The organism is Pseudomonas sp. NFACC13-1, assembly GCF_900104425.1.
GTDB lineage: Bacteria > Pseudomonadota > Gammaproteobacteria > Pseudomonadales > Pseudomonadaceae > Aquipseudomonas > Aquipseudomonas fluorescens_AA.
On the sequence record NZ_FMXV01000004.1, the window covers coordinates 41,970 to 55,776 of the forward strand.

Below are 13,807 nucleotides of genomic sequence, written 5' to 3' on the forward strand. Positions count from 1 at the left end.
CCGCCCTGGAGCAAGCCATGCAAGACCTCGATCCCGTCGAAACCCAGGAATGGCTGGACGCCCTGGAATCGGTTCTCGACAAAGAAGGCGAAGACCGTGCTCATTATCTGATGACCCGTATGGGCGAACTCGCGACCCGCAGCGGCTCGCAACTGCCCTACGCCATCACCACGCCGTACCGCAACACGATCCCCGTTACCCACGAAGCACGCATGCCTGGCGACCTGTTCATGGAACGCCGCATTCGCTCGCTGGTACGCTGGAACGCGTTGGCCATGGTCATGCGTACCAACCTGAAAGATTCTGACCTGGGCGGTCACATCTCCAGCTTCGCCTCCAGCGCGACGCTGTATGACATCGGCTTCAACTACTTCTTCCAGGCCCCGACCGACGAACACGGTGGCGACCTGATCTACTTCCAGGGTCACGCATCGCCAGGCGTCTACGCCCGTGCGTTCATGGAAGGCCGCATCACCGAAGACCAGATGAACAACTTCCGCCAGGAAGTGGACGGCAACGGCCTGTCCTCGTACCCGCACCCTTGGCTGATGCCGGACTTCTGGCAGTTCCCGACCGTGTCCATGGGTCTGGGCCCGATCCAGGCGATCTACCAGGCGCGCTTCATGAAGTACCTGGAAGCCCGCGGTTTCATCCAGCCAGGCAAGCAGAAAGTCTGGTGCTTCATGGGCGACGGCGAGTGCGACGAGCCGGAATCCCTGGGCGCGATCTCCCTGGCCGGCCGCGAGAAGCTGGACAACCTGATCTTCGTCATCAACTGCAACCTGCAGCGCCTCGACGGCCCGGTTCGCGGCAACGCCAAGATCATCCAGGAACTCGAAGGCGTGTTCCGTGGTGCCCAGTGGAACGTTAACAAAGTCATCTGGGGCCGCTTCTGGGACCCACTGCTGGCCAAGGACGTCGACGGCATCCTGCAACGCCGCATGGACGAAGTCATTGACGGCGAGTACCAGAACTACAAGGCCAAGGACGGCGCGTTCGTCCGCGAGCACTTCTTCAACTCGCCTGAACTCAAGGCCATGGTTGCCGACTTGTCCGACGACGAGATCTGGAAGCTCAACCGCGGCGGCCACGACCCGTACAAGGTCTACGCGGCGTACCACCAGGCGGTCAATCACAAAGAACAGCCGACTGTCATCCTGGCCAAGACCATCAAGGGTTATGGCACCGGTGCCGGCGAAGCGAAGAACACTGCGCACAACACCAAGAAAGTCGATGTCGACAGCCTGAAGCTGTTCCGCGACCGCTTCGACATTCCGGTCAAGGACAGCGAGCTGGAAAACCTGCCGTTCTTCAAGCCCGAAGAAGGCAGCGCCGAAGCCCGTTACCTGGCCGAGCGCCGTGCCGCACTGGGCGGTTTCGTGCCCCAGCGTCGCGCCAAGAGCTTCAGCGTCCCGACCCCGCCACTGGAGACCCTCAAGGCGATCCTGGACGGCTCGGGCGACCGTGAAATCTCCACCACCATGGCCTTCGTGCGAATCCTCGCGCAACTGGTCAAGGACAAGGAAATCGGCCAGCGCATCGTCCCGATCATCCCGGACGAAGCCCGTACCTTCGGTATGGAAGGCATGTTCCGTCAGTTGGGCATCTACTCGTCCGTCGGCCAGCTCTACGAGCCAGTCGATAAAGACCAGGTGATGTTCTACCGCGAAGACAAGAAGGGCCAGATCCTCGAAGAAGGCATCAACGAAGCGGGCGCCATGAGCTCCTTCATTGCCGCCGGTACTTCGTACTCCAGCCACAACCAGCCGATGCTGCCGTTCTACATCTTCTACTCGATGTTCGGCTTCCAGCGCATCGGCGACCTGGCCTGGGCCGCTGGCGACAGCCGTACCCGTGGCTTCCTGATCGGCGGCACCGCCGGCCGCACCACGCTGAACGGTGAAGGCCTGCAGCACGAAGACGGCCACAGCCACATGCTGGCCGGGACCATCCCGAACTGCCGCACCTATGATCCGACCTACGGCTACGAGCTGGCGGTGATCATCCAGGACGGCATGAAGAAGATGACCGAAGAGCAACAGGACGTCTTCTACTACATCACCGTGATGAACGAGTCCTATCAGCAGCCAGCCATGCCGGCCGGTGTCGAGGCAGGCATCGTCAAGGGCATGTACCTGCTCGAGGAAGACACCCGCGAAGCGGCGCACCACGTCCAGTTGATGGGCTCGGGCACCATCCTGCGCGAAGTGCGCGAGGCCGCGAAGATCCTGCGCGAAGAGTTCAACGTCGGCGCCGACGTCTGGAGCGTCACCAGTTTCAACGAACTGCGTCGCGACGGCCTGGCCGTAGAGCGCAGCAACCGCCTGCACCCTGGCCAGAAGCCAAAGCTGAGCTACGTCGAAGAGTGCCTGAACGGCCGCAAAGGTCCGGTCATCGCCTCTACCGACTACATGAAGCTGTTCGCCGAGCAGATCCGCCAGTGGGTTCCTTCCAAGGAATTCAAAGTGCTGGGCACCGACGGTTTCGGCCGTAGCGACAGCCGCAAGAAGCTGCGTCACTTCTTCGAAGTCGACCGTAAGTTCGTTGTGTTGGCAGCCCTGGAAGCCCTGGCTGACCGTGGCGATATCGAACCTAAAGTGGTGGCCGAAGCCATCGCCAAGTTCGGCATCGATCCGGAAAAACGCAACCCACTGGACTGCTGAGGAGAATTTTCGTGAGCGAACTCATTCGCGTACCTGACATCGGCAGCGGTGAAGGTGAAGTAATTGAACTGTTTGTGAAGGTCGGCGACCGTATCGAAGCCGACCAGAGCATCCTGACGCTTGAATCGGACAAGGCGAGCATGGAAGTGCCTGCGCCGAAGGCCGGTGTCATCAAGAGCTTGAAAGTGAAGCTGGGCGACCGCCTGAAAGAAGGCGACGAACTGCTGGAGCTGGAAGTCGAGGGCGCCGCTGCGGCGCCTGAAGCGGCCGCTCCCGCTGCGGCCCCGGCCGCGGCTGAAAAGCCTGCCGCCGCACCAGCTGCCGAAGCGGCTCCCGCTCCGGCAGCCGCCCCTGCCGCGGCCACGGTCCAGGACATTCATGTCCCGGACATTGGTTCGTCGGGCAAGGCCAAGATCATCGAAGTACTGGTCAAGGTCGGCGACACCGTCGAAGCCGACCAGTCGCTGATCACCCTGGAATCCGACAAGGCGAGCATGGAAATCCCGTCGCCGGCCGCCGGTGTGGTGGAAAGCGTCGAGATCAAGCTGGAAGACGAAGTCGGCACCGGCGACCTGATCCTGAAACTGAAAGTGGCGGGTGCCTCGGCACCAGCCGCGCCAGCCCCGGCCGCTGCACCTGCCGCCAAGGCTGAAGCAGCTCCAGCGCCTGCCGCCGCGCCTGCCGCCAAGGCCGAAGCAGCGCCTGCCCCTGTCGCCGCCGCGCCTGCGCCAAGCGGTGCCAAGGTGCACGCCGGCCCGGCGGTGCGTCAGCTGGCCCGTGAATTCGGTGTCGAGCTGTCGGCCGTTGGCCCAAGCGGCCCGCACGGTCGTGTGCTCAAGGAAGACGTGCAAGCCTACGTCAAGGCCATGATGCAGAAGGCCAAGAACGCACCGGCCGAAGGCGCCACCGGCGGCGCGGGCATCCCGCCGATCCCGGCGGTGGACTTCAGCCGCTTCGGTGAAACCGAAGAAGTGGCCATGACTCGCCTGATGCAGATCGGCGCGTCGAGCCTGCACCGCAGCTGGCTGAACATTCCCCACGTGACTCAGTTCGATCAGGCCGACATCACCGAGCTGGAAGCTTTCCGCGTCGCGCAGAAAGCCGTGGCGGAAAAGGCCGGCGTGAAGCTGACCGTGCTGCCACTGTTGCTCAAGGCCTGTGCGCACCTGCTCAAGGAACTGCCGGACTTCAACAGCTCCCTGGCCCCAAGCGGCAAGGCTGTGATCCGCAAGAAATACGTGCACATCGGCTTTGCCGTCGACACCCCGGAAGGCCTGCTGGTACCGGTCATCCGCAACGTCGACCAGAAGAGCTTGCTGCAACTGGCTGGCGAAGCCGCTGCCTTGGCCGAAAAAGCCCGGAACAAGAAGCTCACCGCCGACGACATGCAGGGCGCCTGCTTCACCATCTCCAGCCTCGGCCACATTGGCGGCACCGGCTTCACGCCGATCGTCAACGCGCCGGAAGTGGCGATCCTGGGTGTTTCCAAGGCCACCATCCAGCCGGTCTGGGACGGCAAGGCCTTCCAGCCGAAGCTGATGCTGCCACTGTCGCTGTCCTACGATCACCGTGTGATCAACGGCGCCGCCGCTGCACGCTTCACCAAGCGCTTGAGCGACTTGCTGGGCGACATCCGCACCATCCTGCTGTAACGCCGGGCGGCCCTCCCTTGGGGAGGGCCATTCGGAGCACCGTTTTCCGAGCGCCACGCTCGTACCTCAACCCCGTCCGTTTGGCGGGGCTTTTTTTGCCTGGAATTCAGCCATGTGCATGGATATGGGATGTGGCGGCCTCATCGCGAGCAAGCTCGCTCGCACAGTGGATTTGCGGTGCTCCTGTGGGAGCGAGCTTGCTCGCGATAGCGGTATTTCCTACTCCGCAAGTTTTAAATGACTACACCCCCTGTTAGTCATTGCCCACGACTTGCGCCCCCTTCCCCGTCGATATTTATGGCGCGCCGGGCTTTAGCATCAACACCAGGGCCACTTGATGCTTGCACCCACCGACTAAAACTTCGAATGGATTCGAATATGTTCAAACCTACCGTCGGCCCCATTGTCGGGCACACGACCACTGACCACGCCCGGATATTCCTGCGGGGCGATCACGGCAACAACCGGGTATTCGCCGGTATCCGACACCGGCGCCGAGGAGACACACGCTGGTCAAAAGGGCACTTTGTCCAATTGAAGGCCTACCGCGACATGTCCGACGTGATCGTGTTGAAAGACCTTGAACCCGACACCGCCTACGAATACCAGGCCGGCTGGCTCAGCCCCTTGAGCCCGACCCATACCGTGGAAACCATCCAGGAACTGCCACTGCAATGGCCTCGGCACACCTATTGCTTGCACACGCCGGCCGACAAACCCGATGCGCCACGGGCTTATATCGTGGGCTCGTGTCGCTACTTGCGAATCACCGCCGGTACCCCGCTGTTCCCCAGCCTTGGGGATCGCACCTTTGCCGGCATCAATCGCATCGTCGAACAGGCCGACCCGCCGATCAGCGCGGTGTTGATGACCGGAGACCAAGTTTATCTCGATGACTTGAATATCATCGGCCCGGACCGGACCTATAAGCGCATCCTCCTCAGATACCGAACGGTATTTACCCAGCCGCACATCAGCAAGCTGATGTCTGGCACGCCGACCTACATGATCCTCGACGACCACGAAATCGAAGACAACTGGCCCGCCAGGAAAACCGGCCACGACGACGTCCTGTATGCCAATGCGATGAGCGCCTACGGGCTTTACCAGGCCAGCCATGGGCCCGCCCATGAACTGTCGAGCGACGGAACATTGAACAAGTCGCTGACCCGCTACTGGTACACCTTTGCCCATGGCGATATCCACTGGTTCGTCACCGACAGCCGGACGCAACGCAATCTGTCGGCGGACGATCGGCGCATCCTCGACGCGGACCAGGAACAAGCCCTGCTCGAATGGCTCGTCAGCAGCCCCGCCCGGGTCAAGCTCGTCGTCACCAGCGTGATGTTTTTCCCTGACCGCCAGCGCAATGACGGCGATGCCTGGCAGGCCTTCCCGGAACAACGCCTGCGCCTGCTGGAAACCATCCGCCGCCATCGGATCAAAAACGTGGTATTCATCTCGGGTGACGTCCACGGCTCCATGACCAGCCGCCTGCGTCACACTCAGGATCCTGATTTCGAGGTCAACACCGTCGTTTCCTCGCCGTTCTACAACAGCAAATTGCTGCCTTTTGCAAAAGCCGCGGATTTTATTTTCCACAGGCCCATGGCCCGCACGGACGGCGGTGAGTACCGCTATGAACTGACCAGCGAAGTGGTGAGCCAGGACAACTTCGCCCGCCTGCAGGTCACGGCACAGAGCCTTCACGTTACATTCCACGACCGTAACGGCGAGCCCTTGCAGACACTCGATATCGCGCTGCGATGAACTTCCATGCCCTCTGATCGGCTGGCGACTGGAGAAATCCCTTTGTCGGCCGATAAAAGGTTTATAGCACTTGGCCTTCATCTCTCTTGTCAGCCAGTGCCGCAATGATGCAACCTTGCGCCAATCCGTAATAACGAGGGCGTCAGCCCGGCGCGATCAGCATTTTCGAAGCGAGTTTCCCCATGAAAAGCCAACCCGATGCCGCCAGCCGTATGGCGGCCGAGGTAGTGACGCAGTTACCGGTGCCCGCGCGGCTCGGCATGCTGCGTTTCGAACGGCTGAATGAAGCTAGCTGGGCGCTGTTGTTTCTCGATCCCAATTGCGAGCGACACTTCGGCCTGCCGGCGGTAGAACTGTGCTCGCTGGTCAGCTCGCCCTACGCCAGCCTGATGGAACCCGAAGCGCGCTATCAATTGCACGACGCCATCCAGCAGCAACTGGCCCAGGCCGCGCATTACCAGATTCGCTACACGCTCCACACCGCCAAGGGCCCGATGAATGTGCTGGAGACGGGCGAAGCCTACAGACAGCACAATCGTCATCTGCTGCGCGGTTACCTGCTGGTGGTGGACAATTTGCTGCAAAGCGAACCCTCCCTGCCGGCCCTGGACCTGGAAACCCAGAACTCGCGCCTGCAGATCGCCCTGGAACTGAACCAGCGCGCCCAGCAAGAGCAGCTCCAGCACCTGGACCGGGTACGCGCCCAACAAGACCTCATCCTGCTATTGACCCGCCAACGCTACAGCGCCAACAACTCCCTGCTCGAAGCGGCCGAACTCATCACCCGCAGCGCCTGCGACATCTACCAGATCGACTGCGCCAGTATCTGGAACCTGGACGACGGCAAACTGGTGCCGATTTCCGCCTACAACCGCGCTTCCCAGGAATACTTCCTGCCGGCGGTCATCGACGTCAACGAGTTTCCCGACTACATGGAAGCGCTGCAGACCTGTCGCGCCATCGACGCCCACAATGCGATGCGCGACCCGCGCACCCGGGAAATGGCCGAGAACCTGCGTGCCCGTGACGTCAACGCCATCCTCGACGCCAGCGTGCGCATCGACGGCCAAGTGGTGGGCGTGCTGTGCCTGGAACAAGTGGGGGCCACCCGCGCCTGGCAGTCGGATGAGATCGCCTTCGCCGGGGAACTGGCGGACCAGTTCGCCCAGGTCATCAACAACCACAACCGCCGCACCGCCACCAGCGCCCTGCACCTGTTCCAGCGCGCCGTGGAGCAAAGCGCCAACGCGTTCCTGCTGGTCAATTGCGACGGTGTGGTGGAGTACGTCAACCCAAGCTTCACCGCCATCACCCAGTACACCACCGAGGAAGTCCACGGCCAACGCCTCTCGGAACTGCCGGCCCTGGAGAACCTCAGCGAGTTGCTGTTCGACGCGCCCTCGGCGCTGGCCCAAAGCAACAGTTGGCAGGGCGAGTTCAAGAGCCGGCGCAAGAACCTGGAACCCTACTGGGGCCAGCTGTCGATTTCCAAGGTCTACGGCGACAACCGCGAGCTGACCCACTATATCGGCATCTACGAAGACATCACCCAGACCAAACTGGCCCAGCAGCGCATCGAGCGCCTGGCCTACACCGACAACCTGACCAACCTGGGCAACCGCCCGGCGTTCATTCGCAACCTCGATGAGCGCTTCGCCCGAGACAGCGACTCGCCCATCAGCCTGCTGCTGGTGGACATCGACAACTTCAAGCGCATCAACGACAGCCTCGGTCACCAGACCGGTGACAAGCTGCTGATCAGCCTGGCCCGGCGCCTGCGCAACAGCCTGAGCCCCAGCGGCAGCCTGGCGCGCTTCGCCAGCAACGAGTTCGCCGTGCTGCTGGACGACACGAGCCTGGAAGCCGGGCAGCAGATCGCCAGCCAATTGCTGATGACCCTCGACAAACCGATGTTCGTCGATAACCAGTTGATCAGCGTGACCGGCTCCGTAGGCCTGGCCTGCGCGCCGCTGCACGGCCGTGATCCGCAGACCCTGATGCGCAACGCAGGTCTTGCCCTGCACAAGGCCAAGGCCAACGGCAAGCATCAGGTCCAGGTGTTCACCGAGGCGCTGAATGCCGAGGCCAGCTACAAGCTGTTCGTCGAGAACAACCTGCGTCGCGCCTTGACCCAGAACGAACTGGACGTGTTCTACCAACCCAAGTTGTGCCTGCGCAGCGGCCGGCTGCTGGGCATGGAGGCGCTGCTGCGCTGGAACCATCCGGAAAAGGGCATGATCCGCCCGGACCAGTTCATCAGCGTGGCCGAAGAAACCGGCCTGATCATCCCCATCGGCAAATGGATCGCCCGCCAGGCCTGCCGGATGAGCAAACAGCTGACCGCGGCCGGCCTGGGCAACCTGCAAGTGGCGATCAACCTGTCGCCCAAGCAGTTCTCCGACCCGGACCTGGTCGCCTCCATCGCCAGCATCCTCAAGGAAGAACAACTGCCGGCCCGCCTGCTGGAACTGGAGTTGACCGAAGGCCTGCTGCTGGAGGCCACCGAAGATACCCACTTGCAGCTCGACCAGCTCAAGCGCCTGGGGCTGACCCTGGCCATGGACGACTTTGGCACCGGGTATTCGTCCCTGAGCTACCTGAAAAAATTCCCGATCGACATCATCAAGATCGATCGCAGCTTCATCCATGAGATCCCGGACAACCAGGACGACATGGAAATCACCTCGGCGGTGATCGCCATGGCTCACAACCTGAAACTCAAGGTCGTGGCCGAAGGCATCGAAACCGCCCAGCAATTGGCGTTCCTGCGGCGTCACCGCTGCGACGTCGGCCAGGGCTACCTGTTCGACCGGCCAATCCCCGGCGCGGAGCTGGTCGAAAAGCTCAGGCGCTACCCGCGCGGGCCTCTGGTCTGACAGCTGCGTATAGCTTGCGGCGGCTTTTCTGAGGCACACTGACGGTCTATTTCGCTCAATTCAATCTGACTGAGAGGACTGATAATGGTCTTGCGCTCGGAAATCCTGGTGAATAAAAACGTGCTTCCTACTCAAGAACAAGCCCTGCCTGGCCGTGAAACCCCGATGACCGTGCCGGACAAACACTTCGTCCTCGACGCGCCCCTGCTGGGCCCGTTCGCCATGGACGTGGATTTCGCGATCTTCGGCCTCGGCTGCTTCTGGGGCGCGGAACGCAAGTTCTGGCAGCGCGAAGGCGTGGTCAGTACCGCGGTGGGTTACGCCGGTGGTTTCACACCGAACCCGACGTACGAAGAAGTCTGCTCGGGCCTTACCGGCCACAGCGAAGTGGTGCTGGTGGTCTACGAACCCGCGAAAGTCAGCTACGAACAGCTTCTGAAGATGTTCTGGGAACTGCACAACCCGACCCAGGGCATGCGCCAGGGGAACGACATCGGCACCCAGTACCGTTCGGTGATCTATACCACCAACCCGGCCCAACTGGCGGCGGCCGAACACAGCAAGCAAGTCTTCCAGGCCGAGTTGACCAAGGCCGGCAAAGGCACCATCACCACCGAAATCGAAGAAGCACCGACGTTCTACTTCGCCGAGACCTATCACCAGCAGTACCTGGCGAAGAACCCGGAAGGCTATTGCGGGATTGGCGGGACCGGCGTGACCTGCCCGATCTGACTAAAAACTTGCTCGCGATGACGGTGGGCCTGGGGCGATGATGTTGAATGTGTCGCCGTCATCGCGAGCAAGCTCGCTCCCACAGGTGCGTACACCCTAGAACCCATGTGGGAGCGAGCTTGCTCGCGATAGCGCCCTTCCAGACGCCAGCAAGACATCACTCAGCGATCAACCAATCCATCTGCCACCCGCCCTGGGTCTGCCCCAGCTTTTTCGACAGCCACGGCAGCAGCTCACGCAACTCTTCTTCCAGCCCCCACGGCGGATTGGCTATCGCCAGGCCGGAGCCATTCAGGCTGTTGGGCGTCGCCAGTGGGTGCACCAGCAGCTCCACGCGCAACAGCTTCGGCGCTCCCGTGCCGGCCAGGTCCTGGTAGAAGCGGCGCAACATCCGCTGATCCTTCACCGGGTACCAGATGGCCGCCACCGTCTGGCGCATCCGGCCAACTGCCTCCTTGAGCGAGGCGGCGCAGCGCTGCATCTCGTCAAGCTGCTCGAAGGGCGGATCGATCAGCATCAAGGCACGCTTTTCGGTCACCGGCAGCAACGCCCGCGGCACATGCCAGCCTTCACCCAGGTGCACCGCCACGCGACGGTCGCCTTTCATGTTGTCCTTGAGCAACACGCCGTCTTCAGGGTGCTTTTCGTTGAGCAGCACACGGTCCTGGGGCCGAGTCAGGCGCCGCGCCAGTTCCGGCGAACCCGGGTAGTAGCGCAGTTGCCCGTCCGGGTTCATCTCGTGCAGCACCTTCATGTAATCGGCAGTCAATGGCGGCAGGTCGCCCTCGCCCCACAACCGCGCAATGCCTTCCAGGTACTCACCGGTACGGTTGGCCTGGTCACCCTGCAAGTCGTACAGCCCGATGCCCGCGTGGGTGTCGAGGTAGGCGAAGGGCTGTTCCTTGCGCGACATCAGCGCGATGAGGCGGGTCAAGGTCAGGTGTTTGAACACGTCGGCGTGATTGCCGGCGTGGAAGGCGTGGCGATAATTCATGGCGGCTCCTGCGAAGGGCGACGAGTTTACCTTGAAGCGCGTCGAACGTCAGGGGTTGGCAGCCCGGCGGACACGCCACGATCAGCCCAGCTCCCGCAGCAGGTACGCCTGCAAGGGCGCCTTTGGCGCGACAACCGGCTTCGAACGCTCAAGAAAGTGAGCAATCTTGCGCCGCAGGATGCGATGGTCGACGCGCTCGCACAGAGACGGATGCTCTTGGCCCAGCCACGTGAGCAAGTTATCCACCAGACAATTCGTCGGGGCCTCGGTCATGGCGTCCAGCAGCGCCACCGGCACTTCCCACCAAGGAAACATCCGCGCCGGCCGCTGGACGTTTCCGACTAACTCAACGGATTGACCGTTGATCAGGCAACGATTGATGACCGGCAGGAGTTCCCCGGCATCCACCGCCGTCGATTGCAGGATCGGTCCCATGAAGCGCCCATCCCAAAAACGCAGGAAAACCGGCTTGCCACCCGGCAACAGCACCTGCGTCACCCCACGCAAATGCTCGGCAAGGGATTCCTGGCTGGCACACGACACCGCCAGCCAACCCCAATCGAGCGAGTCGGCGGTCGCTATCCAATCAAGAAACCCACAGTCCGCGCGAACAAGCCCTGCATAGGGCATCACCGCTTCCCACTCGGCGTACGGCGTGTCGGCCCAGATCGCCGTGGGTGTCGCGGCCATCGAACGGCGCCAGGCCGCCAACGCCCCAGCGCTGCTGGCATTGCTGAAAATGGCGAAAAGTTGCTCGGACGCCTGCAACGGATGGTGCTCAAGCCAGGCGCGGGGCGTTTGGCCGCTGTTCATGGGCGCTCCTGTGTGTCGACCGTTTTGTGAAAGACCGATGGCCCTGCGCAGACGCCGTTTCTGCACCGCTCGCACTCCTCGCAGAACGGCGCCGAGCCTTGGAAGCTGAGGATTTGCGCCAGGGAAAGCCGAGGCGCCGGCGCAGCGACCTGCTGCCCGGAGCTGTCCGGCGAACCCGCCACCGCCCCCATGACCGCCATCGGCGCCCCACCGACCTCGATCGGCACGCTGCTGAAAATCCCGCCGGCACCAATGTTGATCCAATGACCGCCAGCCTGGAGGGTCACACTGGCGCCAGCCTCCAGGACCACTTGCTGGCCGGCGCTGACATGAAACTGCCGGCTGGCGTTCAGGACCTGGCCGGTCACGCGAACATGCCGCTCGCCGCCCACCAGCAGATGATCGTCCTGGCGGACTTCAGCCTGGCGCCGGCCATGGGTAACGCGCTGCTCATCGGCCTTGAGCTCGTGCCGTGCCGTACCGGTGACGACGATGCTGCGCTCGTGATCGACCTGCACCCGCTGGTCGTGCAGCACGTGCTGGGTCCAGTTGCGCTGGGCCCGCAGGTAGATTTCCTCGGCCCCCTTGCGGTCCTCGATGCGCAACTCGTTGTAGCCTGCCCCACCGGGACTGCTCTGGCTGCGCCATATACTGCGGGTCTTGTCCGCCGGCAGGTCCAGCGGCACCGGGTTGGCGCCGTTGGGCAGGCAACCCACCACCAATGGCTTGTCCACGTCGCCATTGATGAACCCCACCAAAACTTCCATGCCGACCCGGGGAATCATCACTGCACCATAGTGATCATGGGCCCAACCCGAGGCCACTCGCAGCCAGCAACTGGAATGCTCGTCGCGCTGGCCGTCGCGATCCCAGGCCAGTTGCACCTTGACCCGCCCGAATTCATCGCAATGGATCTCGCTGTCCACCGGCCCGGTCACCACCGCTGACTGATAGCCGTTGGCACGGGGCTTTTCAGGGTGCAGGGACGGCCGAAAAAACACCTCCCACGGCGTGGCGAGAAAGGTGTTTCTGTAGCCCTGGAATTCATCCGGGCCGGCGGAGGCTGTTTCTTCCAGCACCTGGGGTTGGCGGCCATGATGGTCGATATGCGTCAGGAGCCAGAGATCGTTCCACTGCTCCCGGGGGTGGCCCTCGATGCGCATGAAATGCCCGCTGACGAAAGCGCTGTCATCGCTGCTGCCCTGCGCCACGCGATGATCGGCGCCGTGACGCTCAAGGGCACGCCGGGCCAGGCGCTTGCCATCGTCCCGGTCGCAGAACCCTCCGGGGTAGCGATAGTCCTCGAGCGCTGGCAGTTGCCGGTTGTCGAGGTGGGTTTGCAACAACAGGCCGGGCTTGCGGAAGTCGTAGTCGCGCAACGTTACGGCCGTGGCGCGGGTCTGGAGTCGCACCGCCAGCCGCTTGATGGCCGGTGCGTCGGCAGCCATGCCGCTGTCCGCCAGGTACAGCGTCGATTCGGGCAGGCGGGGGAAGCCGGTCTGATCGTCGCCGAACACCAGCAGATGGCCGTCAGGGCGGTGCCGAAAGTGATAGTGGATACCGACTTCGGCACAGATCCGCTCGATGAACGCCAGGTCGCTTTCGGCGTACTGCACACAGTATTCACGCTCGGGATAGTGCCCTGCGAGAATGAACTGGAAGCCCCCCTCCAGGACCCCGTGCTCCTTCAACACCCGGGCGACGATAGCGGGCACGCTCAGATGCTGGAAAATCCGCTGGTTGATGCGGTGGCGCAAGTAGGCCAGGCGCGGCACCAGGCTGATCTGGTAACGGGTCAGGCGTCTGCCTGAATCGCCTTGGGCTACGCTATAGACTTGACCATGCACGCCCCCTCCCCGGCCATCGAACCGCAGGAATGCCTGGCGATGCAGAAGTTCTTCCAGTGCCAGGTCGCAGCGCTCGCTGACCAGTTCCACGTCAAAGCGGTAGGGTTGGCTGATGGTTTCCGTGCCCTTGAACTCAAGCACCCTGAGTTCATTCGGCCCGCTGTCGAGGGTCAGCGTGAAACGCGGTGGATTGGCAGGCGGGAACATCCGATGTGCCTCTGCTGAATGGAGGCGGGCGATTCTGCACGAGCAGTCGGGAACGTGTATGGGAGGTCAGGAAAAACAGATTTGCCCTACATCCAAGAAGCTAAAAGCTGCAAAGCGTGATGCATTTTCCGATAGACATTCGAAGCATCGCAACGCACTCGATCTGGCGGCGGATGGTTCCGGGGGCGGCAATCAGAGATCAGGAACGGCAGGACGCTGTGTTCAGGCTCTATATAACTCGCGAGCCCAGCGG

General features: G+C 62.5%; 8 protein-coding genes. 5 read left to right on the plus strand and 3 right to left on the minus strand.

Annotated features, from left to right (window positions below; all coding sequences use genetic code 11):
* The first annotated feature begins 17 nt into the window (after nucleotides 1-17).
* The 5 genes from aceE (at nucleotide 18) to msrA (ending at nucleotide 9,693) form a co-directional block, all read left to right on the plus strand.
* Nucleotides 18-2,663: a pyruvate dehydrogenase (acetyl-transferring), homodimeric type gene (aceE, locus tag BLQ55_RS06920; RefSeq protein WP_060739476.1), complete on the plus strand. Its 2,646-nt coding sequence runs from the start codon at nucleotides 18-20 to the stop codon at nucleotides 2,661-2,663.
* Between the two features lie 11 nt (nucleotides 2,664-2,674).
* A complete protein-coding gene (gene aceF, locus BLQ55_RS06925; RefSeq protein ID WP_060739477.1) occupies nucleotides 2,675-4,315 on the plus strand; it encodes a dihydrolipoyllysine-residue acetyltransferase in 1,641 nt (546 codons plus the stop codon).
* 378 nt (nucleotides 4,316-4,693) lie between these two features.
* Entirely contained in the window at nucleotides 4,694-6,085 is a 1,392-nt protein-coding gene (locus BLQ55_RS06930; protein WP_092253068.1) for an alkaline phosphatase D family protein, read from the plus strand.
* A gap of 182 nt (nucleotides 6,086-6,267) precedes the next feature.
* Nucleotides 6,268-8,961: a putative bifunctional diguanylate cyclase/phosphodiesterase gene (locus tag BLQ55_RS06935; protein WP_092253070.1), complete on the plus strand. Its 2,694-nt coding sequence runs from the start codon at nucleotides 6,268-6,270 to the stop codon at nucleotides 8,959-8,961.
* 84 nt (nucleotides 8,962-9,045) lie between these two features.
* Nucleotides 9,046-9,693 carry a peptide-methionine (S)-S-oxide reductase MsrA gene (gene msrA, locus BLQ55_RS06940; RefSeq protein ID WP_092253072.1) on the plus strand — a complete coding sequence of 216 codons (648 nt, stop codon included), beginning with the start codon at nucleotides 9,046-9,048 and terminating at the stop codon, nucleotides 9,691-9,693.
* A gap of 157 nt (nucleotides 9,694-9,850) precedes the next feature.
* Here the strand turns inward: msrA and BLQ55_RS06945 are convergent, their stop codons facing one another.
* The 3 genes from BLQ55_RS06945 to BLQ55_RS06955 form a co-directional block, all read right to left on the minus strand.
* Complete coding sequence (locus tag BLQ55_RS06945; protein ID WP_092253074.1) at nucleotides 9,851-10,687, minus strand: 23S rRNA (adenine(2030)-N(6))-methyltransferase RlmJ; 837 nt, start codon at nucleotides 10,685-10,687, stop codon at nucleotides 9,851-9,853.
* An 81-nt stretch (nucleotides 10,688-10,768) separates the two neighbouring features.
* Nucleotides 10,769-11,500, minus strand: a complete 732-nt coding sequence (locus BLQ55_RS06950) for a DUF4123 domain-containing protein (protein ID WP_176814191.1) — start codon at nucleotides 11,498-11,500, stop codon at nucleotides 10,769-10,771.
* The gene (locus BLQ55_RS06955; RefSeq protein ID WP_092253076.1) at nucleotides 11,497-13,554 is read right to left on the minus strand and encodes a type VI secretion system Vgr family protein; all 2,058 of its coding nucleotides are present in this window, start codon (nucleotides 13,552-13,554) and stop codon (nucleotides 11,497-11,499) included. The genes BLQ55_RS06950 and BLQ55_RS06955 overlap by 4 nt, the downstream gene beginning before the upstream one ends.
* Nucleotides 13,555-13,807: the final 253 nt, after the last annotated feature.

Coding starts and splice junctions, on each gene's coding strand:
- aceE (WP_060739476.1), top strand. CDS start 18: ATGCAAGACCTCGATCCCGTCGAAACCCAGGAATGGCTGGACGCCCTG.
- BLQ55_RS06930 (WP_092253068.1), top strand. CDS start 4,694: ATGTTCAAACCTACCGTCGGCCCCATTGTCGGGCACACGACCACTGAC.
- BLQ55_RS06935 (WP_092253070.1), top strand. CDS start 6,268: ATGAAAAGCCAACCCGATGCCGCCAGCCGTATGGCGGCCGAGGTAGTG.
- msrA (WP_092253072.1), top strand. CDS start 9,046: ATGGTCTTGCGCTCGGAAATCCTGGTGAATAAAAACGTGCTTCCTACT.
- BLQ55_RS06945 (WP_092253074.1), bottom strand. CDS start 10,687: ATGAATTATCGCCACGCCTTCCACGCCGGCAATCACGCCGACGTGTTC.
- BLQ55_RS06950 (WP_176814191.1), bottom strand. CDS start 11,500: ATGAACAGCGGCCAAACGCCCCGCGCCTGGCTTGAGCACCATCCGTTG.
- BLQ55_RS06955 (WP_092253076.1), bottom strand. CDS start 13,554: ATGTTCCCGCCTGCCAATCCACCGCGTTTCACGCTGACCCTCGACAGC.